General features: G+C 66.7%; 28 protein-coding genes and 1 tRNA gene. 12 read left to right on the forward strand and 17 right to left on the reverse strand.

The features are described from left to right. Window positions 1-19: 19 nt before the first annotated feature. From upp to ACILR9_RS34430, 3 genes are all read left to right on the forward strand, one after another. Entirely contained in the window at window positions 20-658 is a 639-nt protein-coding gene (upp, locus tag ACILR9_RS34420; RefSeq protein WP_395714511.1) for a uracil phosphoribosyltransferase, read from the forward strand. Window positions 659-679: 21 nt separating this feature from the next. After that, complete coding sequence (locus ACILR9_RS34425; protein WP_395714512.1) at window positions 680-1,075, forward strand: MAPEG family protein; 396 nt, start codon at window positions 680-682, stop codon at window positions 1,073-1,075. Window positions 1,076-1,335: 260 nt separating this feature from the next. Continuing rightward, entirely contained in the window at window positions 1,336-2,184 is an 849-nt protein-coding gene (locus tag ACILR9_RS34430) for an SMP-30/gluconolactonase/LRE family protein (RefSeq protein WP_395714513.1), read from the forward strand. Between the two features lie 146 nt (window positions 2,185-2,330). Here the strand turns inward: ACILR9_RS34430 and ACILR9_RS34435 are convergent, their stop codons facing one another. The 8 genes from ACILR9_RS34435 to ACILR9_RS34470 all read right to left on the reverse strand — a co-directional run bounded on the left by ACILR9_RS34435 (window position 2,331) and on the right by ACILR9_RS34470 (window position 9,137). Continuing rightward, window positions 2,331-2,804 (reverse strand): copper chaperone PCu(A)C, encoded by a 474-nt coding sequence (locus tag ACILR9_RS34435; protein ID WP_395714514.1) that lies wholly within the window; start codon window positions 2,802-2,804, stop codon window positions 2,331-2,333. A 10-nt stretch (window positions 2,805-2,814) separates the two neighbouring features. Next, window positions 2,815-3,306 (reverse strand): TlpA family protein disulfide reductase, encoded by a 492-nt coding sequence (locus ACILR9_RS34440; protein ID WP_395714515.1) that lies wholly within the window; start codon window positions 3,304-3,306, stop codon window positions 2,815-2,817. Then, window positions 3,303-4,487 (reverse strand): exo-alpha-sialidase, encoded by a 1,185-nt coding sequence (locus tag ACILR9_RS34445; protein ID WP_395714516.1) that lies wholly within the window; start codon window positions 4,485-4,487, stop codon window positions 3,303-3,305. The genes ACILR9_RS34440 and ACILR9_RS34445 overlap by 4 nt, the downstream gene beginning before the upstream one ends. Beyond that, complete coding sequence (locus ACILR9_RS34450) at window positions 4,487-6,655, reverse strand: TonB-dependent receptor (protein WP_395714517.1); 2,169 nt, start codon at window positions 6,653-6,655, stop codon at window positions 4,487-4,489. The genes ACILR9_RS34445 and ACILR9_RS34450 overlap by 1 nt, the downstream gene beginning before the upstream one ends. Window positions 6,656-6,716: 61 nt before the next feature. Continuing rightward, window positions 6,717-7,100, reverse strand: coding sequence for a DUF2946 family protein (locus tag ACILR9_RS34455; RefSeq protein WP_395714518.1), 384 nt, complete (start codon window positions 7,098-7,100; stop codon window positions 6,717-6,719). A gap of 277 nt (window positions 7,101-7,377) precedes the next feature. Continuing rightward, window positions 7,378-7,983, reverse strand: a complete 606-nt coding sequence (locus ACILR9_RS34460; protein WP_395714519.1) for an NUDIX hydrolase — start codon at window positions 7,981-7,983, stop codon at window positions 7,378-7,380. Further along, a complete protein-coding gene (locus ACILR9_RS34465; RefSeq protein ID WP_395714520.1) occupies window positions 7,983-8,738 on the reverse strand; it encodes a glucose 1-dehydrogenase in 756 nt (251 codons plus the stop codon). Before ACILR9_RS34465 ends, ACILR9_RS34460 begins: the two co-directional genes overlap by 1 nt. 81 nt (window positions 8,739-8,819) lie before the next feature. Continuing rightward, window positions 8,820-9,137 (reverse strand): DMT family transporter, encoded by a 318-nt coding sequence (locus ACILR9_RS34470; RefSeq protein ID WP_395714521.1) that lies wholly within the window; start codon window positions 9,135-9,137, stop codon window positions 8,820-8,822. 139 nt (window positions 9,138-9,276) lie between these two features. On the opposite strand from ACILR9_RS34470, the gene ACILR9_RS34475 reads away from it, so the two are divergent. The 5 genes from ACILR9_RS34475 to ACILR9_RS34495 all read left to right on the forward strand — a co-directional run bounded on the left by ACILR9_RS34475 (window position 9,277) and on the right by ACILR9_RS34495 (window position 15,001). Next, window positions 9,277-11,067, forward strand: coding sequence for a peptide ABC transporter substrate-binding protein (locus ACILR9_RS34475; protein ID WP_395714522.1), 1,791 nt, complete (start codon window positions 9,277-9,279; stop codon window positions 11,065-11,067). Between the two features lie 52 nt (window positions 11,068-11,119). Next, window positions 11,120-12,067, forward strand: coding sequence for an ABC transporter permease (locus ACILR9_RS34480; RefSeq protein WP_395714535.1), 948 nt, complete (start codon window positions 11,120-11,122; stop codon window positions 12,065-12,067). A gap of 9 nt (window positions 12,068-12,076) precedes the next feature. Next, the gene (locus tag ACILR9_RS34485) at window positions 12,077-13,033 is read left to right on the forward strand and encodes an ABC transporter permease (RefSeq protein ID WP_395714523.1); all 957 of its coding nucleotides are present in this window, start codon (window positions 12,077-12,079) and stop codon (window positions 13,031-13,033) included. A gap of 67 nt (window positions 13,034-13,100) precedes the next feature. Next, entirely contained in the window at window positions 13,101-14,012 is a 912-nt protein-coding gene (locus tag ACILR9_RS34490) for an ABC transporter ATP-binding protein (RefSeq protein WP_395714536.1), read from the forward strand. Then, on the forward strand, window positions 14,000-15,001 hold the full coding sequence (locus ACILR9_RS34495; protein WP_395714524.1) for an ABC transporter ATP-binding protein: 1,002 nt from the start codon (window positions 14,000-14,002) through the stop codon (window positions 14,999-15,001). Before ACILR9_RS34490 ends, ACILR9_RS34495 begins: the two co-directional genes overlap by 13 nt. 262 nt (window positions 15,002-15,263) lie before the next feature. On the opposite strand, the gene ACILR9_RS34500 is transcribed toward ACILR9_RS34495, so the two are convergent. Then, window positions 15,264-15,962, reverse strand: a complete 699-nt coding sequence (locus ACILR9_RS34500) for a hemerythrin domain-containing protein (protein WP_395714525.1) — start codon at window positions 15,960-15,962, stop codon at window positions 15,264-15,266. A gap of 202 nt (window positions 15,963-16,164) precedes the next feature. Continuing rightward, entirely contained in the window at window positions 16,165-17,139 is a 975-nt protein-coding gene (locus tag ACILR9_RS34505; protein ID WP_395714526.1) for an SDR family oxidoreductase, read from the reverse strand. 87 nt (window positions 17,140-17,226) lie between these two features. On the opposite strand from ACILR9_RS34505, the gene ACILR9_RS34510 reads away from it, so the two are divergent. Then, a complete protein-coding gene (locus tag ACILR9_RS34510; RefSeq protein WP_395714527.1) occupies window positions 17,227-18,303 on the forward strand; it encodes a TIGR03617 family F420-dependent LLM class oxidoreductase in 1,077 nt (358 codons plus the stop codon). A gap of 501 nt (window positions 18,304-18,804) precedes the next feature. Here the strand turns inward: ACILR9_RS34510 and ACILR9_RS34515 are convergent. From ACILR9_RS34515 to ACILR9_RS34545, 7 genes are all read right to left on the reverse strand, one after another. Continuing rightward, window positions 18,805-18,890, reverse strand: a tRNA-Leu gene (locus ACILR9_RS34515). 46 nt (window positions 18,891-18,936) lie between these two features. Beyond that, window positions 18,937-19,746, reverse strand: a complete 810-nt coding sequence (locus ACILR9_RS34520; protein WP_395714528.1) for a DUF2063 domain-containing protein — start codon at window positions 19,744-19,746, stop codon at window positions 18,937-18,939. Beyond that, window positions 19,743-20,576: a DUF692 domain-containing protein gene (locus ACILR9_RS34525; RefSeq protein WP_395714529.1), complete on the reverse strand. Its 834-nt coding sequence runs from the start codon at window positions 20,574-20,576 to the stop codon at window positions 19,743-19,745. Before ACILR9_RS34525 ends, ACILR9_RS34520 begins: the two co-directional genes overlap by 4 nt. A 316-nt stretch (window positions 20,577-20,892) precedes the next feature. Next, window positions 20,893-21,117 carry a hypothetical protein gene (locus tag ACILR9_RS34530; protein ID WP_395714530.1) on the reverse strand — a complete coding sequence of 75 codons (225 nt, stop codon included), beginning with the start codon at window positions 21,115-21,117 and terminating at the stop codon, window positions 20,893-20,895. Between the two features lie 193 nt (window positions 21,118-21,310). Further along, a complete protein-coding gene (locus ACILR9_RS34535) occupies window positions 21,311-21,547 on the reverse strand; it encodes a hypothetical protein (RefSeq protein ID WP_395714531.1) in 237 nt (78 codons plus the stop codon). Window positions 21,548-21,974: 427 nt separating this feature from the next. Further along, entirely contained in the window at window positions 21,975-22,208 is a 234-nt protein-coding gene (locus ACILR9_RS34540) for a hypothetical protein (RefSeq protein ID WP_395714532.1), read from the reverse strand. Between the two features lie 116 nt (window positions 22,209-22,324). Beyond that, window positions 22,325-23,458: an NAD(P)/FAD-dependent oxidoreductase gene (locus tag ACILR9_RS34545; RefSeq protein ID WP_395714537.1), complete on the reverse strand. Its 1,134-nt coding sequence runs from the start codon at window positions 23,456-23,458 to the stop codon at window positions 22,325-22,327. Window positions 23,459-23,520: 62 nt separating this feature from the next. Between ACILR9_RS34545 and ACILR9_RS34550 the strand changes: the two genes are divergently transcribed. The 3 genes from ACILR9_RS34550 to ACILR9_RS34560 form a co-directional block, all read left to right on the forward strand. Beyond that, window positions 23,521-25,041, forward strand: coding sequence for an AMP-binding protein (locus tag ACILR9_RS34550; RefSeq protein WP_395714533.1), 1,521 nt, complete (start codon window positions 23,521-23,523; stop codon window positions 25,039-25,041). 112 nt (window positions 25,042-25,153) lie between these two features. Beyond that, on the forward strand, window positions 25,154-25,531 hold the full coding sequence (locus ACILR9_RS34555; protein WP_395714534.1) for a GxxExxY protein: 378 nt from the start codon (window positions 25,154-25,156) through the stop codon (window positions 25,529-25,531). A 152-nt stretch (window positions 25,532-25,683) separates the two neighbouring features. Further along, window positions 25,684-25,820: dienelactone hydrolase family protein (locus ACILR9_RS34560; RefSeq protein WP_395714538.1), on the forward strand; the 137-nt coding region annotated here is incomplete at its 3' end.

The raw sequence follows: 25,820 nt of genomic DNA on the forward strand, positions 1-25,820 counted from the left end.
TTTTTTGGGGAGAGCTGAGATGTCCTTGCCGAAGTCGGTCCACGTCGTCAGCCATCCGCTGGTGCAGCACAAGCTCACCAAGATGCGCGACCGCCAGACCTCGAGCACAAACTTCCGCCGTCTGCTGCGCGAGATGGGTCTGCTGCTGGGCTACGACGCCACGCGCGACCTGCCGCTGGTCGAGACCGGCATAGAGACGCCGATCGCGGCGATGAAGGCACCGTTGCTCGACGGCAAGAAGCTGGTGGTCGTGCCGATCCTGCGCGCCGGGCTGGGGTTGGCCGAGGGCATCATCGATCTGGTGCCGCTTGCCCGCATGGGTCATGTCGGGCTCTATCGCGATCCGCGCACGCTGCAGGCGGTCGAATATTACTTCAAGATCCCGCAGGACATCTCCGACCGCGACGTCATCGTCTGCGATCCCATGCTGGCGACCGCGCATTCGGCGATCGCCGCCGTCGATCGCCTGAAGGAGTCGGGCGCCAAGCGAATCAAGTTCATTTGCGTGCTGGGCTCGGTGCAGGGTGCCAATGCTTTCGCAGAGGTTCACCCCGACGTGCCGGTATTCACAGCGGCGGTCGATGCGGAGCTCAACGATCACGGGTATATTGTCCCCGGCCTGGGAGACGCGGGCGACCGCCTCTTCGGGACCAAGTAGAAGCAATAAAGGGGAGTACCGATGTCTCCGGATCTCAAGTATCTCCTGTTCTCCACGATCCTGTGCTTCGTCCAGGTGCTGGTCGCCGCGTCGGGCGCCAACACCCAGGTCGGCCTGAACACGCTTGCCGGCAATCGCGAGAGTCTTCCCGATATCACCGGCTGGGCCGGCCGCGCCAAGCGGGCGCATCTCAACATGATCGAGAACCTGGTGCTGTTCGCTGCCCTGGTCCTGATCGCCGCCGCCGCCGGCAAGGCCAACGCGACGACGGCGATGGGCGCCATGATCTTCTTCTGGGCGCGTCTTGCCTACGCGATCATCTACGTGATCGGCATCCCCTGGCTGCGCACCGTTGTCTGGTTCGTCTCGGTGATCGGCATGGCCATGATCGCCTGGGCCCTGCTGCAGGCGCTCTGAGTCTTCTCCTCCCCAGCTTCGCTGGGGAGGTGTCCGCGTCATCGCGGACGGAGGGGGCATGAGTCACAGTCGCGGTGCTTATGACCCCTCCGTCGCCGTAAGACGGCGACACCTCCCCAGCGAAGCTGGGGAGGAAGGAGATACGGGCGCCGCCTAACAGCCGCCTCGCACCTCGATACGTCGCGCCCGATTTGGCTTTCCCTTCGCCTACCCGTGATCCAGAACGACGGGCAATCACAAGCGTTCAGCGGAGGAGCGCCATGCAACGACTCGCCACAGGCTACGGCCTCATCGAGGGGCCGGTGTGGGATCCGTCTCGCGGTCTCTATTTCAGCGACGTCCTCAATGGCGGCGTGTCCCTGCTCGACCGGGCCGACCAGGTGTCGGTGGCGGTGCCCAAGCGACGCGGCATCGGCGGCATGGCGCTGCATGCGGGGGGTGGTCTGGTGGTCGGCGGGCGAGACATTGCCGTCGTCGGCCGCAGCGATGGCGCGACGCACCAGCTCCTCGCCCAGGAAGCGATCCCCGGTGCCACCGGCTTCAACGACCTCACGACCGACCGGGCGGGCCGCGTCTATGTCGGCTCGCTCGCCTTCCGCGTGTTCGGCGGCGATCCGCCCAAGCCCGGCCATCTGCACGTGATCGATCTCGACCGCAGCATGCGCACGGTGTCGGACGGCATCATGCTGACCAATGGCCTCGGCTTCTCGGCCGACGGCAAGCTGCTCTACCATTGCGACGCCCGCTCCGGCCTGGTGCGCGTCTACGACGTGAAGGCCGACGGCAGCGTCGGCCCGTGGCGGACTTTCGCGACTCTCGCCGCCGGCGGCGTTCCCGACGGTCTGAAGGTGGCGAGCGACGGCTCGGTGTGGGTTGCCGACGCCCATGGCGGCCGGGTCGTCGTGTTCAACCCGGACGGCAGCCATCGGCGCGACCTGCCGGTGCCCCTGCCGATGGTCACCAGCCTGTGCTTCGGCGGCGACGACCTGCGCGACCTCTATGTCGTCACCGGATCGCGCGGCGGTCCGTCGGAAAATTGCGGCAGCGTGTTCCGCACCAAGGTCGATGTCCCGGGACTGGCGCTGCACCCGGCGCGCGTCGCGGTATGAGGATCGATGCAGCACAAGTTCTTGTCGTCCTGAACGAAGTGAAGGACCTCATCGCCGTCAGATGCTGGCGTGCTCCGCAACCTCTGGCGATGAGATCCTTCGCTGTGCTCAGGATGACACGATAAGCGTTGGCTTAGTCCGGCTCCTCACCGCCCGTGCTGGCCTGGCGCGGTCGTGCCCATGGCTTCGACGGCGAGCTCGACCGGGATGCTGCCGGCCTTCTCGAACACCAGCGTCGCCGGCACCTTGGTGTCTCGTGCGAACGGTGCCTTCAGCTCCATGAACATCAGGTGCAGCCCGCCCGGCTTCAGCGTCACCGTGGCGCCGGGCGGCAGCTCGATGCCCTTGGCCAGCTCGCGCATGCGCATGATGCTGCCCTCCATCGTCATCTCGTGCAACTCGACCTTGCCGGCGCTGGGGCTTGTCACGGCAATCAGGCGGTCGGGTGTCGTGCCCGTGTTGGTGATGACCAGGTAACCGCCGCCCGTTGGCGCGGTCGGCGGCGTCGCCCGGGTCCACGGCTGCTTGATCTCGATGGCGCCGAGCTTGTAGTCGGCGGCTTCGACGGTGACGGCGATCAGCGCCAGGACACTGGCCAGCGCGGTGCGAATGATCGGCATAGCAAAGACCTCAGGGACGGGAAGTGCGTTGGGTATCGAGCCAGGCGCGAACCTGGGCAAGATCGGCGACGCCGGGCAGAACGGTTGCCTCGCCCGTGGCGTCGATCATGATCGTGCGCGGCAGCTCGCCGGCCCAGGCCGGGTCGATCTCGTAGCGCAGGCGCTCGTAGAAGCGGTCGGTGAAGCTCCAGCTTTCGCTGCCGGAGAGACCGGCCTTGTCGAGGGTCGCTGCGACACGGCCGGGATCCTGCGGCAGCGGATCGGCGGCGATCAGCACGAGCTTCAGATCCGGCCGTTCCCGGCGCAGCTTGCCCCAATGCGGCAGCTCGACCAGGCAGGGGCCGCAGGTGAGTCCCCAGAAATGGATCACCGTCGGCCGACCAGTGTGGCTGGCGCGCAGCTTGGCCCAGCTGCCGCGCTCGAAGGCGAATGGGCTGGTCGGTTCGGCGTTGGCGAACGACGCCATCGCGAGGAGGAGGGCGAGCAGGATCGACAGTCTCATGGCTGGTCCTCCAACGGGATCAGGCGATAGCCCTGCGACTTGGTGAGCCACGACAGGTACGCCCGCCCGGCATGGCTGACCAGCAGCGGGTGATCGGAGGCATCGTCGGTTTCGGCGACCGCGCGCGCGGTGCTCCAGGTCACGCCGCTGTCGCGCGAGACCTGCCAGCGCACGACCACCTTGTTGCCGTCGAATTCCTTCCACACGAGGTGGACGGCACGGCCATCGGCGAGCAGGTACGGCCGCGCCGGCTGGCGGTCGGGTGAGGACAGGGCGCGCGGCGCGCCGAAGGCTGCGTTGGCCGTCTCGGCGCGGGCATAGAACAGGCCCTTGCGCGCCTTGCCATCGGTGAACCAGGCGACGTGCTGCGATCCATCCGGCGCGACGGCGAGGCTGGGGCCATGATGGGGGCACGCCTCGATCTTCCAGTCGTCGGTGCTGACGCGGCGCGGCGGGCCGGGCGTCGTCGCATCCTTGAAGGTGACGACGGCGTGGTCGCGCACCGATCCGGGGAAGATGTTGCGGAAGGCGATCACGGGACGGCCGGGCCCGGCGAAGGCGAGACCGAGCCGACAGCATTCGCAAGTGTTGTCGAGCGCGATGTCGGTCTTGCCGAACGCCGCGCCGTCGTCCTCCCAGGCATAGGCGAGCGCGGCGCCGGCGTAGGCTTTGCCGGCGGCGCGCGCCGGCGCGATGTTGCGCTTGTCGAGCCAGGTGGCGAATACCCGTCCGGCCGGATCGATGCCGGCGATCTCGAAGCGCTGGCTGGTCGTGTCCGCGGTGATCGGACGGGGCTTCGTGAAGGTGGCGCCACCGTCGCTCGAGCGGGCGAGGAAGGCGCGGCCGTTGAAGTTCTTGTCCTGGAAAATGCCGAAGGTGACGACCAGGCTTCCCTTGGCATCGACCGCGATCCGCGCGCGCGCGTCGGGTCCCCAGTCGAGGTTCATCGGCTCGGGCGTCACCATCACGGGCGCGGAGAAGGTCTTGCCGAGGTCGGTCGAGCGCAGCACGGCGATGCGGTCGACCATCGGCCGCACCAGCCACAGCGTGCCGTCCGGGGCGAAAGCCGGCGCGGCGGTGAAGGCCTCGGGCGCGTTGCCCGCCTTGCCGTGCTGGTGCTGCTGTGCGACGGCGGTGGAACCGGACAGGAAGAGCGCGGCAAGTGCCAACAGCAGACGCATCAGAACCTCACTCTCAAGCCGGCGATTGCCGTCAGGGGCATGCCGAGCTGCGGGATCGCCGAAGGGTTCACGGTCGACCCCTCGAACGACGTCAGCGAGTAGCCCTGAGCCAGATACTGGACATTCGTCAGGTTCTGGATGCTGCCATAGATATCGACATCCTTGGCAGGCGACCAGCGCACGCCAAGGTCGATCAGGGTGGCGCCATCGTTCAGTGTCGTGTGACCGGTGTCGTTCCAGTACGGCGGGAACGCCTTCAGGGAGGCCGTGAGGACCAGGTTCTCGAGCGGGCGCCATTCCACGCCGGCCGTGAACATGTAGGTCGGCACCTGGCCGAGCTGGACGCCGGTGCGCACCAGGGTCGGATTGATCGAGCTGGTGAGATAGGCGACCGTGTTGGTGAAGCTTCCCATCAGCCTGAGCTGCTCGAACGGCTGCCAGGTTGCGATCAGCTCGAGTCCCTGGAACGTGGCGTTACCGACGTTCTGGTATTGGCGGACCGTCGTGAAGGCCGGGCTGAGACCGGCCGCCGAGACGAACGGTGCGGCGCAGACCGGGTTTGTATTGCATACCGTCACGAAGTCGATGAAGTTGTCGAGGTTGTTGTTGAAGTAGGTGCCCGAGAGGGTGAAGCCCTTCCATTCGAAGTCGAAACCGACCTCCTGGCCGAAATTCGTCATTGGCTGCAGATTGGGATTGATCGTCGTGTAGCTCGTGCCGCTGGCGAAGACGCGATACATCTGGTTCATGCCGGGAGCCGAGAAGTTGCGGTAGATCGCCGCGCGCAAGGTCAGCTCGTCACTGGCGTAGAATTTCAGGCCGACGCGCGGGTCGAAGCTCGAGGCGCTGGCGTTGGGCACCACGTTGAGCGTGCTGGAGCTCTGGGTCAGCACGCTGGCGTTCATTGCTTGCCAGAAGTCGCCGCGCACGCCGACCGTGACGTCGATCGGCAGCCCACCGAAGCGATAGGTGCCCTGGCCGAACACGCCCTGCAGCCGATGCTCGCCGTTGACGACGAAGGTCGTCGGGTTGGCGCTCACGCTGGCATAGAGGTTATTGTAGTCGGTGATCAGGGTGCGGCGGGCATCGACGCCGATCTTGACGTCGCGCAAAGGGCCGAAATTCGCGTCGTAGAAGAGCGAGCCGCCCTGGTCGGCGTTGGGGGCAGCCTCGATCTGGCTGACGAACTGGTTGAGAAAGCTCGTGTTGTTCAGCGTGTAACCGCCGCTCGCCACGTTGATGGTGCCGAATGAGCCGCTGCTCAGCCAGCCGCTGAAATTGATCGAGGACTTGTCGTCGATCTGGTAGCTGCCGCCCAGCAGCAGGCGCCAGGTCGACCAGTTGTTGTGGGCGAAGGTCCAGACCAGCCCGTCCTCGTAGGTCTGGTTCCAGTAGGCCTTGGCGAAGATTTTCAGCTTGTCGCCCGGCGCCAGGAAGACGCTCGCCGCGATGTTGTCGGCCTTGGAGGCTGTCGGCACCAGGTTGGCATTCTGGTACTGCGCCGGCGTCAGGTTGTAGCCCGAGCTCTGGGCGTGGTTGTAGCTCGCCCCGACCTTGACCTTGTCGTTGACGATATAGCTGCCGGCGACTTCCGCGGTGCCGGTGTTGTAGCTGCCGAAGCTCGTGTCGGCTGCCGCGCCCGTCTTCGTCGGTTCCCGGGTGACGATGTTGATCACGCCGCCCATCGCCATGTTGCCCCACAGGCTGGTGGCGCCGCCGCCGCGGATGACCTCGATGCGCTCGACCGAGTTCTTGGGGATGGTGCTCCAGTTGATGGTGCGGAAATAGGGATCGTTGATCGGCACGCCGTCGACCATGACCAGCGTGTTGATCGTCGTGCTGGTGCCGAAGCCGCGGATGTTGACCGGCTGCGCGGTGGGATGCAGCTGGCCGGTCGGGATGTTGGGCAGCCAGACGCCCGGGATGCGGTTCACGATCTGGTCGACGCCGGTCTCGGGCAGGGCCTGGATCTGCTCGCGCGTCAGCAGCGTGGTGCTGACGTCGAGCCTGTCGAGTGCCGAGCCGCGGCCGGCGGTCACGGTGATGGGCGGCAAGTCGACGGCCGGTGCGGCCGGATCGGCAGGCGGTGGTTGCTGCGCTTCGGCGAACGCAGGAACGAGGGCCAACAGCCCAAGAGCGGCGCACGTCGCCGCCCGGATGGAAAACATGAGCACTCTCCCCAACTGACAAACGAATGCCGCGCGTGGGCACGCGCGGCGGGTTCATGGGTCAGGCGGGGAGGGGCGGTGCGCGTGGTTGACTGGGTCCGTCGCGGATGCCGACCGGCGCCATCGCCTCTTGCGTGAGGACGGGCCGTTCGACGGAGGGGGATGGCAGGCCGACGATGACGAACAGCGACGGCGGCTCGCTCACCTGGGTCGCGTGGGCGAGCCCGAGGCAGCATTCGTGCAGCTTGCCCGCAACCGGCGTCGCGCCGTCGCGATCGGCTTCGGCCGAAGCGCCGGGCAGGCACATCGCCGCCCACGGCGTCCCTCCACCGTCGCGCATCAGCGCGGCGTGGACAAGCGGTTGCAGGAAGTTGAGCGTGACCGCAAACAACGCCACGGCGAAAGCCGCCGCGCGCCAACCCGATGCGGGGTGATTGCGATCCATGCCCCAGCTACGCACGAATGCCGGCGAAACGGAAGGGGCGGGTTGTCGCTTATCTCTAATCCTCCCCCGTCTTACGGGGGAGGTGCCCCGAAAGGGGTGGAGGGGGAAGGCCTCAGACGAGACGAGATTGACGGCGCGCACCACTCCGATGGCGCTCTTCTTGTCGATTGCATATCCCATGAGCGCCATCGGAGTGGCGCGCTCCCAGCGCATGACGCGTCTTTCGGCAAAGTCATGTTAGCGCCAATGAGTGGCGCGCTCCCGGCGAGGAGTCGTCTTACAGTTCCAGCGCCGCCAGCCGCGGATCGCCGGTCGTCTGCGCGAAAATCCTGAGCTGCCACAGGGCAGCGAGGTGGAGGCCGGGGATCTCGAGCCGGCCGTCGCCCAGCTCGGCGATGAACTGGCGCCACGGGACGACGTGTGGGCGGATGACCTCGCCGGGGTCGAGCGACTGGCCGGCGATACGGCGCGCGTCGAGCGCGAGGAAGGCATGCACGCGGTTGTTCTGGCGCGCGGTGTTGGCGGTCGACGAGCCCAGAGCATGCCATTCATCGGCGGCGTATCCCGTCTCTTCCAGGAGCTCGCGCTGCATGGCGGCGAGCAGGTCCTCGCCGTCGTGGTCCGGGGTGCCGCACGGCAGCTCGATCGAAAGCCGGCCGACGCCGTGGCGGTACTCCTCGATCAGCACGATGTGATGGTCCGAGGTGAGCGCCACGGCGCAGATCCATTCGGGGAACTCGATGGTGTGGTAGGGCGACAGGATGGTGCCGTTGGGCACGCGCACCGTGTCGCTGCGCAACGCCAGCCAGCGATCTCGGTAGCTGTACCTGGTCTCGAGCACTTGCCACCGCTCGACCGCAACGGGCTTCCTGTCGTCTGCCATCACACGGCGGTCCAGCCGCCGTCGACGATCAGCTCGGCGCCGGTGACGTACGACGATTCGTCCGACGCCAGGAACAGGATGGCGTAGGCCACCTCGTCGACCTCGCCGGCGCGACCGAGCGGCACGCCCTTCAGGGTCTTGGCGCGGGTCGCCGGATCGGCGGTACGGCCGGAGGTGCGCATCGGCGGCATCAGGCCGGGATGGACCGAGTTGATGCGGATGCCGTCGCGTCCGTGCTGGGCGGCGGCCGCCTTGGTGATCAGCCGCACCGCGCCCTTGGAGGCGTTGTAGCCGACATGGATGTTGCCCTGGCCGACGATGCCGGAGACCGACGACAGGTTGATCACCGAGCCGCGACCGGCCTTCTTCATCGCCGCGATGCCGTGCTTCATGCCGAGGAAGACGCCGGTCGCATTGATCCCCATCAGCCGGTTCCACGCCGCCGTGTCGTAGAGATCCTGCTCGGCCGAGCCCGAGATGCCGGCATTGTTGACCAACACGTCGAGATGACCGTGGTCGGCCATGATGCGGTCGATCAGGCCCTTCCACTGCCCCTCGTCGGTGACGTCGAGATGGGCATAGCTCGCCTTTCCGCCCGCCTTGTTGATGTCGGCGACCACCGCCTCGCCTTCCTTGTCGAGCAGGTCGGCCACGACCACCGCCTTGGCGCCTTCGCGGGCAAGCAGGCGGGCCGTCGCAGCACCCATGCCGCCGGCCGCGCCGCTGACCAGGGCGACCTTGTCCTTCATACGCATTGTTTCTCTCCCGTGAGGTGAATGAAGTGGCAAATTTGATTGCGCCAATGTGACTGAGCCAATTTGACTCGGCGAATTCGATCAGGCCAGCTTGAGGCCGACGATTCCAGCCACGATGAGACCGATCGACACCATTCGCAGGGTGGATGCCGAATCACCGAACGCCGCGATGCCGACGACGAACGCCCCGACTGCGCCGATACCGGTCCACACGGCGTAGGCGGTGCCCATGGGGATGAAGCGCTGTGCCCACAAAAGCAGCGCGCCGCTCGCCGTCATCGCGGCGACTGCAAAGACGATCCATCCCCAACGGGGCCCCTGATCGGTCCAGCCGAGCTTCAGGCCGACCGGCCAGCCGATTTCGCAGATGCTCGCCAGGACGAGATAGAGCCACGCCATTCTTCTCTCCGCGTTCACATGCCGTGTCGTCGTTGACGACAGCGTGCCGGCCTGTTCTGATCGAGACTTGCACGCATCTTGCAGTATAGCGAGAGCGTCGGATGGCAATGAACTGGTGCAGGGTGATGGGAGCGGGACCATGAATGAACAAGAATTGCGCCGCCTGATCGGTGCGGTGAAGGCTGGCAAGCTGTCGCGACGCGGCTTCGTCCGGCGGATGGCGGCAGTGGGACTGGTGGCGCCGATGGCGACCCAGCTGCTGGCCTTCTCGGGTGTGGCGATGGCACAGCCCAAATCGACGTACAAACCGACCAAGCGGGGCGGCGGCGGCCTCCTGAAGGCGCTGTGGTGGCAGGGCTCGACCTTGCTCAATCCGCATTTCGCGGTCGGCACCAAGGACCAGGACGGCTCGCGCTGGTTCTACGAGCCGCTGGCCGGCTGGGATGCCGACGGCAACCTCGCGCCCGTGCTGGCCGCCTCGATCCCGGGCCGCGAGGACGGCACCCTGGCGGCCGACGGCAAGTCGGTGACCTGGAAGCTGAAGCAGGGCGTCAAGTGGCACGACGGCAAGCCGTTCACGGCCGACGACGTGGTGTTCAACTGGGCGTACGCGAAGAACCCGGCGACGGCCGCCACGACCAGCGGCTCGTACACCGACGTCATGGTCGAGAAGGTCGACGACTACACCGTCAAGGTGATCTTCAGCAAGCCCACGCCGTTCTGGGCCGACGCCTTCGTGGGGCCGCGCGGCATGATCATTCCCAAGCACCTGTTCGAGGCCTACGCCGGCGACAAGTCGCGCGACGCGCCGGCCAATCTCAAGCCGGTCGGCACCGGTCCGTACATGTTCAAGGACTTCAAGCCGGGCGACATGGTGTCGGGCGTGATCAACCCCAACTACCACATGCCCAACCGCCCGTACTTCGATGCTTTCGAGATGAAGGGCGGCGGCGACGCCGTGTCGGCGGCGCGCGCGGTGCTGCAGACCGGCGAGTTCGACTTCGCCTGGAACATGCAGGTCGAGGATGAGATCCTCCAGCGCCTGGAGAAGGGCGGCAAGGGCAAGGTCGTCATCTCCCCCGGCGGCAACATCGAGCACATCCAGCTCAATACCACGGACCCGTGGACCGAGGTCGACGGCGAGCGTTCGAGCCTCAAGACCAAGCATCCGACCCTGTCGGATCCGGCGGTGCGTCAGGCCCTCTCGGTGCTGGTCGACAAGGATTCGGTCGAGAAGTTCATCTACGGCCGCACCGGCAACGCGACGGCCAACTTCGTCAACAATCCCGAGAAGTTCCGCTCCAAGAACACCAAGTTCGAGTTCAACGTCGACAAGGCGAACGACATCCTGGAGAAGGCAGGCTGGAAGAAGGGCGCCGACGGCATCCGCGCCAAGGACGGCAAGAAGCTGAAGTTCGTCTACCAGACCTCGATCAACCAGCCGCGGCAGAAGACCCAGGCGATCGTCAAGCAGGCCTGCCAGAAGGCCGGCATCGACATCGAGGTCAAGGCGGTGACGGCGTCGGTGTTCTTCTCCTCGGACGTGGCCAATCCGGACACCTATCCGCACTTCTATACCGACCTGCAGATGTACACGACGACGATGACGCAGCCGGACCCGGAAGTGTTCATGCTGCAGTTCGCCTCGTGGGAAGCGTCCGCCAAGGACAACAAGTGGCAGGGCCGCAACATCACGCGCTGGCGCAACCAGGAGTACGACGCCGTCTTCAAGGCCGCCCAGGTCGAGGTCGACCCGATCAAGCGCGCCGCGGCCTTCATCAAGCTGAACGACATGGTGGTGAACGACCAGGTGGTGATCCCGGTGGTGGCCCGCCCGGCCGTGCAGGCGATCAGCAACCAGCTCCAGGCGGCCATGAGCGGCTGGGACAACAACACCTGGGACATCCAGAACTGGTACAAGGAGACCTGAGGCGCGGGTCGTGACGATTGAGCAGCGGAGGCTGTGAGTGTCCCGACAATGGATGATCCGCCGAATACTGCTGGTGATCCCGGCCATGCTCGGGATCAGCGTCCTCCTGTACACCGTGCTGGCCCTTGCGCCGGGCGATCCGTTCTCCGAGTTGGCGCAGAATCCGGCGGTGCCGCCCGAGGTGGCGGCAGCGCTCAGGGCCAAGTTCGGCCTCGATGATCCGGTGTGGGTCCGCTACGGCCACTGGTTCACGGCGATGCTGCGCGGCGACTGGGGCTTCTCCTTCGTCAGCCGCATGGATGTCGACACGCTGATCCTGCAGCGCTTGCCGACCACCCTGGTGGTGATCGGCGCCGCCCAGCTCATCGCCATCCTGGTCGCCCTGCCGGTCGGCGTGCTGGCCGGCATCCGGCCCTATTCGATCTTCGACCAGATCGCCAACACGCTGGCCTTCATCGGCTTCTCGCTGCCGACCTTCTTCACCGGTTTGCTGCTGATCCTGGTGTTCTCGATCCAGCTCGACTGGCTGCCCTTCGTCTACCGGGCCGACATCAACGCCACCGGCTGGAAATTCTACTGGGAGCACGTCAAGCAGTCGATCATGCCGGTCATGGTGCTCGGCCTGTTCCAGGGCGCCTCCCTGGTGCGCTACGTGCGCTCCTCGGTGCTCGACGTCGTCCGCCTGGACTACGTCATCACGGCGCGCTCCAAGGGCATCGGCGAGCGCAAGGTGATCACCAAGCATGTGGTGCGCAATGCGCTGATCCCGGTCGTCACGCTGGTCATGCTGCAGATGCCGGTGGTGTTCGGCGGCGCCATCGTCACCGAGCAGATCTTCCGCGTCCCCGGCATCGGCTCGCTCCTGATCTCGGCCATGCTGGCCAACGACACGCCGGTGGTGATGGCCGTCACCTTCGTCTTCTCCTGCCTCGTCGTCCTCTGCAACCTGATCGCCGATGTCCTCTATGCCTGGCTCGACCCCCGCATCTCCTACCGCTGAGGCGCGCCCATGACCGTCACCCAGGGTGCGCCAACCCGTGCCACCGCCCAGCCTGCAGCGGCGGCAGCAACGCCGGCGCGCAGGAAACAGCATTTCTCGCCCTGGCAGGAGGTGTGGCGTCGCTTCCGGCGTCATCGGCTCGCCCTGGCGAGCGCGGTCGTGCTGGGCCTGATCGTCGCCACGGTCGTTTTCGGGCCGCTCGTCTGGACGGTGCCGATCAACGAGATCGACTTCGCCGCCAAGCTGCAGGGGCCGAGCTGGGCGCACCCGCTCGGCACCGACGATCTCGGCCAGGACGTGCTGGCCCGCATGATCTATGGCGGGCGCATCTCGCTTGCCGTCGGCCTGGCGGCGATGGTCGTCGCCATCTTCGTCGGCGTGCTGGTCGGCGCGGTCGCCGGCATGGCGAGCGGCAAGGTCGATGCCGTGCTGATGTGGCTCGCCGACCTGTTCCTGTCGCTGCCGACCTTGCCGCTGCTGCTGCTGATCATCTACCTGTTTCGCGATTCGCTGAAGGCGGTGTTCGGCGTCGAGGGCGGCATCTTCATCATGATCGTGATCGTGATCGGCGGCCTGCGCTGGATGCCGGCGGCCCGCCTGGTGCGCGCCCAGTTCCTGTCGTTGCGCGAGAAGGAGTTCGTCGAGGCGGCGCGCGCTCTCGGCGCCTCGCGCAGCCGGCAGGTCATCCAGCACATCCTGCCCAATGCCCTGGGGCCGGTGATCGTGGCCGCCACCATCGACGTCGCCGCCGCGATCATCCAGGAATCGACCCTGTCGTTCCTCGGCCTCGGCTTCCCGCCCGACATCCCGACCTGGGGCCGCCTGCTGGCCGATGCCAAGGACTATCTCGACATCGCGCCGCACTGGGCGCTGGCGTCAGGCGCCGCGATCTTCCTCACCGTGCTGTCCATCAATTTCATCGGCGATGGGCTGCGCGACGCGCTCGACCCGCGCCGCGTCATCTGAGGGGTCCGTGGTCGAAACGCTGCTCGAGATTCGCGGGCTGAAAACCTGGTTCAAGACCGACGACGGCATGGTTCGCGCCGTCGACGGCGTCGACCTGCGGATCGACCACGGCGAGACCGTGGGGGTGGTGGGCGAATCGGGTTGCGGCAAGACCGTGACCGCGCGCTCGGTGCTGAAGCTGATCGACATGCCGCCCGGCCGCTTCGAGGACGGCAGGATCCTGTGGCGCGGCCGCGACCTGATCCCGCTCGGCGACGAGGAGATGAACAAGATCCGCGCCCGCGAGATCGCCATCATCTTCCAGGAGCCGATGACCTCGCTCAACCCGGTCTACACGGTGGGCGACCAGATCGCCGAGGTGATCGGGTTGCACCAGAAGCTGGGACGCAAGCAGGCCCTCGCGGGCGCCGCCGAGATGCTGCGCCTGGTCAACATTCCCAACCCGCAGCGCCGCGTGCACGACTACCCGCACCAGTTCTCGGGCGGCATGCGCCAGCGCGTGATGATCGCCATGGCGCTGTCGTGCCAGCCCAAGCTCCTGATCGCCGACGAGCCGACGACGGCGCTCGACGTCACCATCCAGGCGCAGATCCTCGAGCTGATGCAGGAGATGAAGGAGCGCTTCGGCATGGCGATCATGCTGATCACCCATGCCATGGGAGTGGTCGCCGAGACCTGCCAGCGGGTGACGGTGATGTACGCCGGCAAGGTGGTGGAGGAGGCGCCGGTCGGCGAGCTGTTCGGCCAGCCGCGCCATCCCTATACCCAGGGCCTGATCCGCTCGATCCCGCGCGTCGACCGGGCGGCCGAGAAGAAGCAGCGGCTGGAGGCGATCTCGGGCACGGTGCCCAGCCTGCTCGACCCGCCGCCGGGCTGCCGTTTCGCCGCGCGCTGCCGCTACGCCAGCGACATCTGCGTGCACGAGATGCCACCCCTCAAGGAGGTGTCGCCCGGCCACTTCGTGCGGTGCGTGCTGTGAGTGTCCAGGAAGCCGGCGCGGGCGACGCGCTCCTCTCGGTGCGCAACCTGCGCAAGCACTTCGCCGTCAAGGGCGGCGTGTTCGTGCGCGAGATCGATCGCGTGCACGCCGTCGACGGCGTGAGCTTCGACATCGGCGCCGGCGAGACACTGGGGCTGGTGGGCGAGTCGGGGTGCGGCAAGTCGACGACCGGCCGCTGCATCCTGCGGCTGATCGAGCCCAGCTCGGGCGAGATCACGTTCAAGGGGGCCGACGTCACGCGCATGGACGCCACGGCGCTGCGCTCGCTCAGGCGCGACATGCAGATCATCTTCCAGGACCCGTACGCCTCGCTCAATCCGCGGCTGACGGTGGGCGCCATCATCGGCGAGGCGCTGACGATCCATAAGCTCGCCGGCTCGCGCCAGGCGCAGGAAGACCGCGTCGTCCAGCTGCTCGAGACGGTGGGCCTGCAGCCCGACCACATGCGCCGCTTCCCGCACGAGTTCTCGGGCGGCCAGCGCCAGCGCATCGGCATCGCCCGCGCGCTCGCCGTCGAGCCCAAGCTGATCGTGTGCGACGAGCCGGTGTCGGCGCTCGACGTCTCGATCCAGGCCCAGGTGATCAATCTCCTGGAGGATCTGCAGGAGCAGTTCGGCCTCACCTACCTGTTCATCGCCCACGATCTCAGCGTGGTCGAGCACATCTCCAACCGGGTGGCGGTGATGTATCTCGGTCGCGTGGTCGAGATCGCCCCGGCGCGCGAGCTCTACGAGACGCCGCTGCACCCCTATACCGAGGCGCTGCTGTCGGCCGTGCCGATCCCCGATCCCACGGTCAAGCGCAAGCGCATCATGCTGCAGGGCGACGTGCCCAATCCGATCCGGCCGCCGTCGGGCTGCCATTTCCACACGCGCTGCCCGATCGCCAGGCCCGACTGCGCCCAGCGCGTCCCCGAGCTGCGCGAAAGCCGCCCCGGCCACTGGGTGTCCTGCCACTACAGAGGCTGAGGACGGTAGGGCGTTCGCATATGGGCGCTCTCTCATTTTCCTCCTCAACTCTGTTGGGGTCGGCATTTTGGCCGCAAGCGGCCAAAAGCCTGTGGTGTCGCCGTCTTCGGCGACGGAGGGGTCATGAGCAGCGGGACTGAGGCCTGTGACCCCTCCGCCCCGTATGACGGGGCACCTCCCCAGCGAAGCTGGGGAGGAAAGTGAAAGCGCGCCCATATGCGAATGCTCTGCCCAAGTGGAGAGAGGAGTCTGAATCGGGAATTCACCCCTTCGGTGTGAAGACGTCGAGGTCGCCGAGGCCGATCGACTTCTCGATCTCGTGCACCTTCTTGGCGACCTTCTCGAAGCCGTCGGCGCCGAAGGCCTGGCGCTGGCTCTTCTCCATCTGGTCGGCGATCTCCTGGTACTCGTCGCGGGTCACGAGGTGGCGCAGCGTCGGATAGACGTCGGTCGCCACGCGCGCCATGTGCGGCCGGTACAGGATGATGAAGGCCTGGATGTCGGGGGCCATGGCTTCGCGCGGCTGCCGATTGCGGGCCTGCGGCGCGGCGGCGACGATGCGCTCGGTGAGCTTGCGTCCGGCGGCGTGCTGGATGATCAGGAGGTTGACCAGCTCGACCATGCGTCCGGCGGTCTTGAAGCGCGGGAACACCAGCTCCTCTTCCTGCTTCTCGTGATGGCCGTGGATGAAGTCGAGGACGATGCGGGCCGAGACCTCGATCACCGCCGGATCGATATCCTCGCCCTGGCCGAGCCGCCGCATGGCGCTTTCGTAGATCAGCAGGATGCGGGCCAGCACCGCGTTCTCGCGCATCAGCCTCTCGGCCGGCGAGATGGTTTCGTCGGAATGCTTCTTCTTGGTGTCCTGCGCCTGGCCGGGCAGAGCCAGTGCCGCCGTAGCCAGACCTGCTGCTCCCACACCCGCACGCAGCAACGTGCGCCGCCCTGATGTTCCAATCATGACGCCACTCCTGTTCCCGATGCCGGGAAACGGGCGGCGGCGGGATGGGTTCCTTCTCATCCTCCTCCCCAGCTTCGCTGGGGAGGTGTCGCGTCATACGCGACGGAGGGGTCATGAGCAGCGGGACTGAGGCTCATGACCCCTCCGTCGCCGCAAGACGGCGACACCTCCCCACGCAAAGCGTGGGGAGGAGGGCTGATCGTCACTGCGTGCCGAGCTTCCAGCCGACCTCCTTGGCGAAGGACTGGAAGAACTCGACGTCATAGGCCTGTTCCGGTGTCTCGCGCACGCGGCGGTCGATCTTCTCGGCGTCGGCGCCGACCAGGATGCGCCAGCGCTCGGCCTTGACGCCGTCGAGGATGATCGTTGCCGCCTGGGCGGCGCTGGTCGGGGCGTCCTCGAGGAAGCTGCGGGCACGCGCGGCCGCCAGCCGGGCGACGTCGTCGTCCGACAGCCTGGTGACGTCGAAGCCCATCGAGGCGATGCGGGCGCGGATCTGGGCGATCTCGGTGGCGTTCATCGTGTCGCTGAGGTTGCCGCTCTGGATCTTGCGCGAGTTCGACACGATCGAGGTGCCGATGTGGCCCGGCATCACCACCGAGCACTTGATGTGTGGCGCGTTGAGGCGCAGGTCGGTCTGCAACGCCTCGCTGAACCCTTTCACGGCGAACTTCGCCGCGCTGTAGGAGGTATGCGGCACCATCGGGCCGACCGAGGCCCAGAAGCCGTTGATGCTGCTGGTGTTGACGATGTGGCCCTGGTCGGCCTTCAGGAGCATCGGCAGGAAGGTGCGCGTGCCGTAGTAGACGCCGAACCAGCAGATGTTGAAAGTGCGCTCCCATTCCTCGCGGCTGTTGGCGATCATGCTGCCGCCGCCGCCGATGCCGGCATTGTTGAACAGCAGGTGAATCTTGTCGGTATCGTGCTGCTCGGCGACCTCGCCGGCAAAGCGCTTGAGGTCGTCCTCGCTGGCGACGTCGGCGACATGGGTGGTGATGCGCAGGCCCTGCGGCAGCCGCTCGACCTCGCACAGCCGCCTGGTCTCGGCCATGTTGGCGGCCGAGACGTCGCACATCGCGACATTGCAGCCTTCGGCGACGAGCTGGCGCGCGAGCTCGCGCCCCATGCCGGTGCCGCCGCCGGTGATGACCGCGATCCTGCCTGCGAAATCCTTCATGGCCCCTGTCTCCCTCGCCGCATCGCGCTCTTGTCGGAGCGCCCCGGCCGCTTCTATCCTCGTGACACAGTGCTCCTAGAAACTCTTTTGCCGCTCGGCAAGGTCGATCCCGGCCTGCGCGCCCCCGAGATTCCGCTCGATCTCGCCACGATCGGCGATGACGCCCGCCTGCTCGAGGCTATCGGCTATGACGGCATGGTCGTCGAGGAGACCAAGGACGATCCGTTCGTCATCATGGCGCTGGCCGCCCAGGCGACGACGCGGTTGAAGCTCGCGACCTCGGTCGCCATCGCCTTTCCGCGCAGCCCTGCCGTGACCGCAATGAGCGCGTGGACCCTGCAGAAGCTGTCGCATGGCCGCTTCACGCTGGGCCTCGGCACCCAGGTCAAGGCGCACATCGAGCGCCGCTATGGCCTGGCCTGGTCGCCGGCCGGCCCGTGGATGCGCGAGTATGTCGGCGCCGTGCGCGCCGTGTGGGAATGCTGGCAGAACGGCGCGCCGCTCGCGGTGCGCGGCCGGCATTACAAGCTCGACCTCATGGTGCCCTTGTTCAATCCCGGCCCGATCGAGCATCCGCGGATTCCCATCCAGCTGGCCGCGGTCAATGCCGTGATGTGCCAGGTGGCGGGCGAGGTGGCCGACGGCATCCGCCCGCATCCGGTGTGCACGCCGTCCTACATCGCCCAGGTGATGCTGCCCGCCGTTCGCGCCGGCGCGGCCAAGTCGGGCCGCTCGCTGGCCGACTTCGCGGTCTGCATGAAGCCCCTGGTCGCGGCGGCGGCGAGCGAGGCCGAGCTGGTTCCCAAGGTGCGCGACGTGCGGGCGCGCATCGCCTTCTACGCCTCGACTCCGCAATATCGCGCCGCCTTCGACCATCTCGGCCTCGGCGAGTTCGCCGATCGGCTGAAGCTGCTGTCGCGCGCCCAGCGTTGGGAGGAGATGCCGCAGCACATCAGCGACGAGGTGCTGGATACCTTCGTGACCATCGGCACCTACGACACGATCGGCCGCAAGCTCTGCGACCGCTACGGCCCGGTCGTTACCCATTGCGAGTTCTCGATCCCGGTGAAGGACGCCGCCGACAAGGCCCGGCTCGCCGACCTCGCCGGCGCCATTCAGGCGGAGAGCGTGGACAAGGCGAGGCGGGCCATCGCGGGCTCTTAGTCTGCTCTTCCGGACCGCGAGCGCTTGCCCTGCGCTTGTCGAAGGGTCCCACTCGCTCAAAGTCATGAGCGAGCGGGACGCTCGCGGTCCGAAGAGCATGAGCTCTCGCTTTGCCCCGCGGGGCAGGAGACGCCCTGATCCGCCCGGGGCATTCGCATAGGGGCTCGCCTTTCACTCTCCTCCCCAGCTTCGCTGGGGAGGTGCCCCGTCATACGGGGCGGAGGGGTCATGAGCTTCAGTCCCGCTGCTCATGACCCCTCCGTCGCCGAAGACGGCGACACCTCCCCAACAGAGTTGGGGAGGAAAAAGAAGGAGCGCCCATATGCGAATACCCTGCTAATCCACCCGGGCTGTCTTCGCCGACGCCGCGATCTCGGCGAGCATGGCCTCGAGCGTGACGGTCCGGCAGTAGCCGTCAAGCAATGGACGACTTAGCCCCGAGAAAGAGTGAGAGCCTAAATGGCAAAGTCGTCGAGCTTCTTGCCGCCATTCAGGCCGTATTGGTGCCCGCTGCCGGACTCGAACCGGCACGGCCTCGCGGCCTCGAGATTTTAAGTCTCGTATGTCTACCATTCCATCAAGCGGGCGGCGGCAGGACCATATGGGCACGCGCGCAGCGTGTCATCCGCCGGCTCAGTGGGTGAAGCCCGCGATCATGCCGCCCTCGACCATGGCCCGCAGAAGGCCGGCGGCGCGGGCGGGCGCTTCGTCCTCGCCGGTGAAGGCCGCGACCGCCTCGCAGAGGTCCGGGAAGGTGCAGCCTCTGGTCAGGGCATCGAGCATGGCGGCCTCGTCGAGCTCGAGCGAGCGGAAGTTGGAGACCAGCTCGGGGCGCCAGATCGCCCAGGTCACAGGGCCGGCGGCGGCGCGCTCGACCTCGAGGTTGCCCGGCTCGACCTCGGCGCGGCGTTGCCAGGCCTGCGGCACCTCGAAAGCAAGCTGCAGGCGGCGCAGCGAGGGCAGGGCCGTGAAGGAAAGTGTTTCCCAGGCTTCCGGCGCCAGGGCCATCAGCGCCTCGGCCTTGACCGGGGTCACGTCCGGCGAGTCGAAGGCCTCGCCCAGCGCCCATTCGAAGCGCGCCATCTCGACCGCGGCCGGGCTGCCGCTGTAGGGCGCGGTGTTGGCCATGAAGCCGGCGAGGTCCTTGCCGTACCAGCGGATCGAACGATGGTGCGAAGGATGTCGGGTGATATAGGCGCGCGCCACGTGGTCGAAGTCGGCCGGTCCGGTCATCGCCATCAGGCCGGGATAATCCGTCGTGAGCGCTTCGATCAGACGGAGCGCATAGCCGTCGCGGTAGACATCGAGCAGGGTCGCGCGGTCGGCTTTGCGGCTGTCGCGCACGGCAGCCTGGAAGCCGTCGCTCCTTTCCAGCAGGTAATCCTGGAAGGCGCGCTGCAGGTCGCCCAGCGACCCGCCATTGCTGCCGGCCCGGGCGCTCATTCGGCGGCGGCGCGTTGCGTGCCGGCGGCCAGTCGACGCGCGATGTCGAGCTCGGCCAGCAGCTCGACATAGGGCGGGATGTCGGCGTCGCGCTCGATCATGGTCGGAACACCGGGAAACAGCCGCACCGCCTCCTCGTAGAGTGACCAGACATCGGCGACGATGGGATGGTCGTGGGTGTCGATGATGTGGCTGCCCTTGTGGGTGTGGCCGGCGAGATGGAACTGGCGCACCCGCTCGCGCGGCATGGCGTGCAGGAAGGTGCGGGCATCGAAATCGTGGTTGAAGGCGCTGACATAGACGTTGTTGACGTCGAGCAGGATGTCGCAGTCGGCCCGCCGCGCCAGCTCGGCGATGAACTCCCATTCGCTGAGCTCGGAGGCGGCGTAGGTGACGTAGCTCGACACGTTCTCCAGCACCAGACGACGGCCGAGGTGATCCTGCACGGCGCGCACGCGCTCGGCGACGTGATCGAGCGCTTCCTCGGTGTAGGGCAGCGGCAGCAGGTCGTGCATGTTGGTGCCGCGCAAGCCGGTGAAACAGAGATGGTCGGAGACCCAGAGTGGCTGCACGCGGTCGGCGAGCGCCTTGAGCGCGTCGAGATAGCGACGGTCGAGCGGATCGATCGAACCGATCGACAGCGACACGCCGTGCAGCGCCATCGGATAGTCGCGGCGAATACGGTCCAGCCAATGCAGCGGGCTGCCGCCCGGCACCATGTAGTTCTCCGACAGCGCCTCGAACCAGTCGACCCGGCCCGGGCTGTCGGCGATCTCCTCGTAGTGCTCAGGCCTCAGCCCGAGGCCAAAGCCGATCTCGCCGTTCGACATGACGCCATTCTACTCGCAAATCGCGACGGGCGGAAAATGAGAGGCGCCCGAGCTCGCATCTTGCTCGCCTCCCCGTCATTGCCAGCGCAATCGCATATGGGCGCGCTTTTCACTCACCTCCCCAGCTTCGCTGGGGAGGTGCCCCGTCATACGGGGCGGAGGGGTCATGGGCCCCAGTCTCGCTGCTCATGACCCCTCCGTCGCCGAAGACGGCGACACCTCCCCAGCGATGACGCTGGGGAGGAAATTGAGAGAGCGCCCATGTGCGAATGCCCTGCTCCGTCATCGGGGAGGGATTCGAAAGGTGGCCACTCCGCTACTTGCTCTTGATCACCGTGCATTCGAACTGCGTGCCGGTCATGACGAATCCCTGACCCTTGCAGGCATTCTGGCCCTTGCACGAGGAGTTGGCCGACTTGCAGGCGCTCTGTCCCTTGCAGGCATTGCCTCCCGGGCACGGGACCTGGGCCTGGGCGGCGACGGCGAAGGTGCCGACGGCAAACATGGTGGCGGCAGTCACTGCGAGCTGACGCTTGGTCATGACTCTATCTCCCTGTCAGGCACACGATGGCGAGGCGCCAGCGCCGCAGGATCGTCCCCTGCATCCCTTGTACGCGGGAGGCGCAGAGCCCGATCGAGCAGGGAGAGTCACGCTTGTGTGAGGATACGGCGTCGCGGCCGGCCGCGACGCCATCACTCCTGTCGGTCGGCCGGCTGTCCGGCCGGACGCTTCCTCAGTTCATCGGGCGGCCGCCGATGGCGACGCATTCGAGCGTCGTTGACGTCTCGACCCAGCCCTGGCCCTTGCAGGCATTCTGTCCCTTGCAGGATGAGTTCGCCGTCTTGCAGGCGGACTGCCCTTTGCAGGCATTGACGCCGGCGCAGTTATGAGTGGACTGCGCATAGACCGATCCGGCGACCAGCGTTCCCGCCGCGAACACCGATGCGGCAACCACGAACGACTTCTTCATCGTACTACTCCCTCGTGACGCTACCTGCCTCGTCCGTGACGACGCAGCAGACGCTACCCCGCGTCCTGATCGGCAGGCTGAGGCAAGCAGCGAATCGGTTGAAGAGCACGGGTTGCAGGCGTCGCATCAAAAGGATTTGAAGGTGCAGCGCACCTACACTTTCAATGAATGCGCCAAAGCGACGGGTCTGCTGGCTTGTTCGCGCAGTGATGCAGCGAGGATGCATCGCGTGCGGGATTCAGACTTGCAAAAGACGAAGGCGCCGCGAGCGATCGCGGCGCCGGTTTCATTCTCCTCCAGCTCTGCTGGGGAGGTGTCTCGGTAATCCGAGACGGAGGGGTCAGGAGTCTCAGTGGGGCTTTCGACCCCTCCGTCCGCGATGACGCGGACACCTCCCCAGCGAAGCTGGGGAGGAGGGTTGATATCGCTACTGCGTAACCTTGCCGCCCTGGGTCGTGCAGCTGATCACGTCGGTGGTCTCGGTCCAGCCCTGGCCCTTGCAGGCATTCTGACCTTTGCAGGCCGACGTCGCCGTCTTGCACGCGCTCGTGCCCTTGCACGAATTGACGCCGGTGCACTTCACGCCGGCCTGTGCCGTGGCCGCGAAGCTGCTGGCTGCGAAGATCGCCGTCGCGGTCGCGATAAGAGCCTTCCTGGTCATGTGTCACTCCCTCGTTGAAACGCCTCGCGAAACGCCGGTCAGCGTTCCATGAGGAGCATGACTCGCCCGGCACCAGTCGTGAAGTCAGGCCTTGGCGATGCGACGTGAAGATCTGATCACCGCGGCGTGAAGCGCGCCGGCGAGAGGGCCGCCTCGACGACGCCGAGCTCGGCGACGTCGCGCGGCAGGCCACGGCCCAGCGCCAGGCTCGCCGCCAGCCGGCCCGCCGCTTCGCCGGTCTGGATGCCGTAGCCGCCCTGGCCGGCCAGCCAGAAGAAGCCCTCGACGCCCGGGTCGTAGCCGACGACCAGGTTCTTGTCGGCGACGAAGCTGCGCAGACCCGCCCACTTGTTCTTGATGCGTCGGATCTGCAGCGACGTCGCCGACTCGATGCGTTCGACGGCAATCGCGATGTCGAGCTCTTCCGGCTGCGCGTCGCACGGCGGCGACGGCGTCTCATCGGCGGGCGAGCCCAGGAACTGGCCGACCTCGGGCTTGACGTACCAGGTCTCGTCGAAGTCGATGACCATCGGCAGGTGCGCGAGTTCGAGACCCGCCGGCGCGTCGAAGGTGAAGGCGGTACGACGCTTGGGGACCAGCCCGACCGGCGCCGCGCCGGCCAGGCCGGCAAGACCGTCGGCCCATGCGCCCGAGGCGTTGACGATGGTGGCGGCGGTCACGCTCTCGCCGTCGCGCATCCGGATCGTCCAGCGTCCGTCCTTGCGATCGAGGCCAGTGACCTCGGCATCGAGGCGCAGCACCGCCCCTGCCGCCCGCGCGCCCTTGAGGAAGCCGCCGTGGATCGCCGCCACGTCCATGTCCTCGGCCTCCTCGAAGATGGCGCCGCCGGCGGCGGCTTCGGGCTTGAGCAGCGGCTGGCGCCTGAGCGTCTCCGCCGGGTCGAGCCAGCGCACGCTCGGCACCAGGCCTGCATAGTCCCGGGCGGCCTTCTGAAGGTCGGCCTGCTGCTCGGCGCGGCCGGCGATCAGGGCGCCGCGCGGCGTCAGTAGCGGATGATCGGTGAAGCCCGGCGGCGGCTTGCGGTAGAAGCGGCCCGACGCCACGGTGATGGCGCGGATCTCGGCACTGCCATAGGTCTCGGAATGCAACGCCGCCGAGCGGCCGGTCGTGTGGTAGGCCGCGACGTGCTCGCGCTCCAGGATGACCACGCGGGCGTGCGGGGCGAGGTGATAGGCGGCGGAAACCCCGGCGATGCCGGCGCCGACGACGGCGAAATCGAAATGCTGCATGAGCCGCACATTGCAAGCTCGTCGCCACGCCTGCAATAGTCGGTCCGACGGACCGGCCTGCCATGAACATCGCCAATCTTCTCCTGGGGTCAGCGCGCGAATTCCGCGATCTGCCGGCGCTCGCGCACGGCACCTCGCGCCATCTCGGCTTTCGCGAGCTGTGGCGCCGGGTCTCGGTGATGAGCATGCACCTCACGACCCGCTTCCGGCTCGAGCGCGGCGATCGCGTGGCCTTCGCCATGTCGAACTGCGTGCAGTCGATCGAGGTGATGTACGCCATCTGGCACGCCGGCCTCTGTGCCGTGCCGATGAACGCCAAGCTGCACGCCAGGGAATTCGCTTTCATCCTGGAGAACTCGGGCGCCCGGCTGTGCTTCGTCACGCCCGACCTCGCCGACACCATCGCCGAGGCGGCCCGGGAGGCGCCCGCGCTGCGCGAGATCGTCGACGTGACGACGCGGTCCTATACCTTCATGGCGGTCGGCGATCCGACGGCATTGGCGGATGCCGAGCCGACCGATCCGGCCTGGCTGTTCTATACCTCGGGCACGACCGGGCGGCCGAAGGGCGCCACGCTCACTCATCGCAACCTGCTGGCGATGACGCTCAACTACTATGCCGACGTCGACCGGCCGCAGCCCGGCGGCTCGATCCTGCATGCCGCGCCGATCAGTCATGGCTCGGGCCTGTGGAGCTTTCCGACGCTGGCGCGCGGCGCGGTCCAGGTCTTTCCCGAAAGCGGCAAGTACGACGTGCCGGAAACCATTGAGCTGATGAACCGCTGGCCCGACTGCAGCATCTTCCTGGCACCGACCATGGTGAAGCGGCTGATCGAGCACGCCAGCGTCGGCGATCTGCGGCCCGAGGCGCTGCGCCTGGTCTCCTATGGCGGCGCGCCGATGTATGTGTCCGATCTCAAGCGTGGCCTCGACCTCCTGGGCAACAAGCTCTGCCAGCTCTACGGCCAGGGCGAGAGCCCGATGACCATCACCCATCTCAGCCGCGAGATGCATGCCGACCGCCGGCATCCGCGCTGGGAGCAGCGCCTGGCCTCGGCTGGCCGTCCCGATTCCTGCGTCACGGTGCGGGTGGTCGACGAGGAAGGGCGGCAGCTCCCGGTGGGCGAGGTCGGCGAGATCATCGTCAAGGGCGACACGGTGATGGCGGGCTACTGGAACAATCCCGAGGCGACGGCGCGTTCCTTGCGCGACGGCTGGCTGTGGACCGGCGATGTCGGTGCGTTCGACGAGGAAGGGCTGCTCACCCTGAAGGATCGCTCCAAGGACATGATCATCTCGGGCGGCTCCAACATCTACCCGCGCGAGATCGAGGACGTGCTGAACCTCCACCCCGCGGTGGCCGAATGCTCCGTGGTCGGCCGCCCGCATCCGGAGTGGGGCGAGGAGGTGGTGGCCTTCGTGGTGGCGCGCGACGGCAGCTCGCCGGCGCCGGGCGAGCTCGACCAGCTCTGCCTCGACAACATCGCCCGCTTCAAGCGGCCGAAGGACTACAGGTTCGTCGAGGCATTGCCGAAGAACAACTACGGCAAGATCCTCAAGACCGAGCTGCGCAAGCTGCTTTAGTGAGTCTTCGCCTGAGCCGACCGCATCTGCGTTGCCGATGTTTCACTGAGAAGAATTAGCCACAGATGAACACAGATAAACACAGATGCAGAGATGAAGACGGATGCCTGAGATGACTGCTGAGTGGGCACGCCTCAATCAGATTTCGGAAAGGATCCTGGGGTGCGCATTTGCCGTGAGTAACGGCCTTGGCAGCGGTTTCCTCGAGAAGGTCTACGAGAACGCGCTGGCTCACGAGATGCGCAAGGCGGGGCTGTCGGTCGTTCAGCAGCACGCAATGGTCGCGAAGTACGATGGCGTCGTCGTCGGCGAATACGTAGCCGATCTTCTCGTCGAATCGCTCGTGCTGGTCGAGCTGAAGCATGCTCGCGCTGTCGATGACGTGCACTTGGCGCAATGCCTGAACTATCTCAAGGCAACCGGGCTGCGGCTCTGCCTGCTGCTCAACTTCGGCAAGCCCCGCGTCGAAGTCCGGAGAATCTCGCTCTGAGCACGAGCATCCCTTCTTGATCTCTTCATCTGTGTTTATCTGTGTTCATCTGTGGCTAAACTCATCTATTCATCTCTGGCTGGGAATCGCTTTCGCATCTGAGGCAAGACCAGGATCGTCTACGGCACGATAAGCAAGAGGAGGAGAAGGACATGGGCAGCATGATCGACTTCAAGCGTCCCGACGGCTCGACCTGCAAAGGCTATCTGGCCGAGGCGGGCGCCGGAAAGCCCGGCATCATCGTGATCCAGGAATGGTGGGGCCTGAACGACCAGATCAAGGGCATCGC

The sequence above is a fragment of the Reyranella sp. genome, from assembly GCF_044224635.1.
Taxonomy (GTDB): domain Bacteria; phylum Pseudomonadota; class Alphaproteobacteria; order Reyranellales; family Reyranellaceae; genus Reyranella.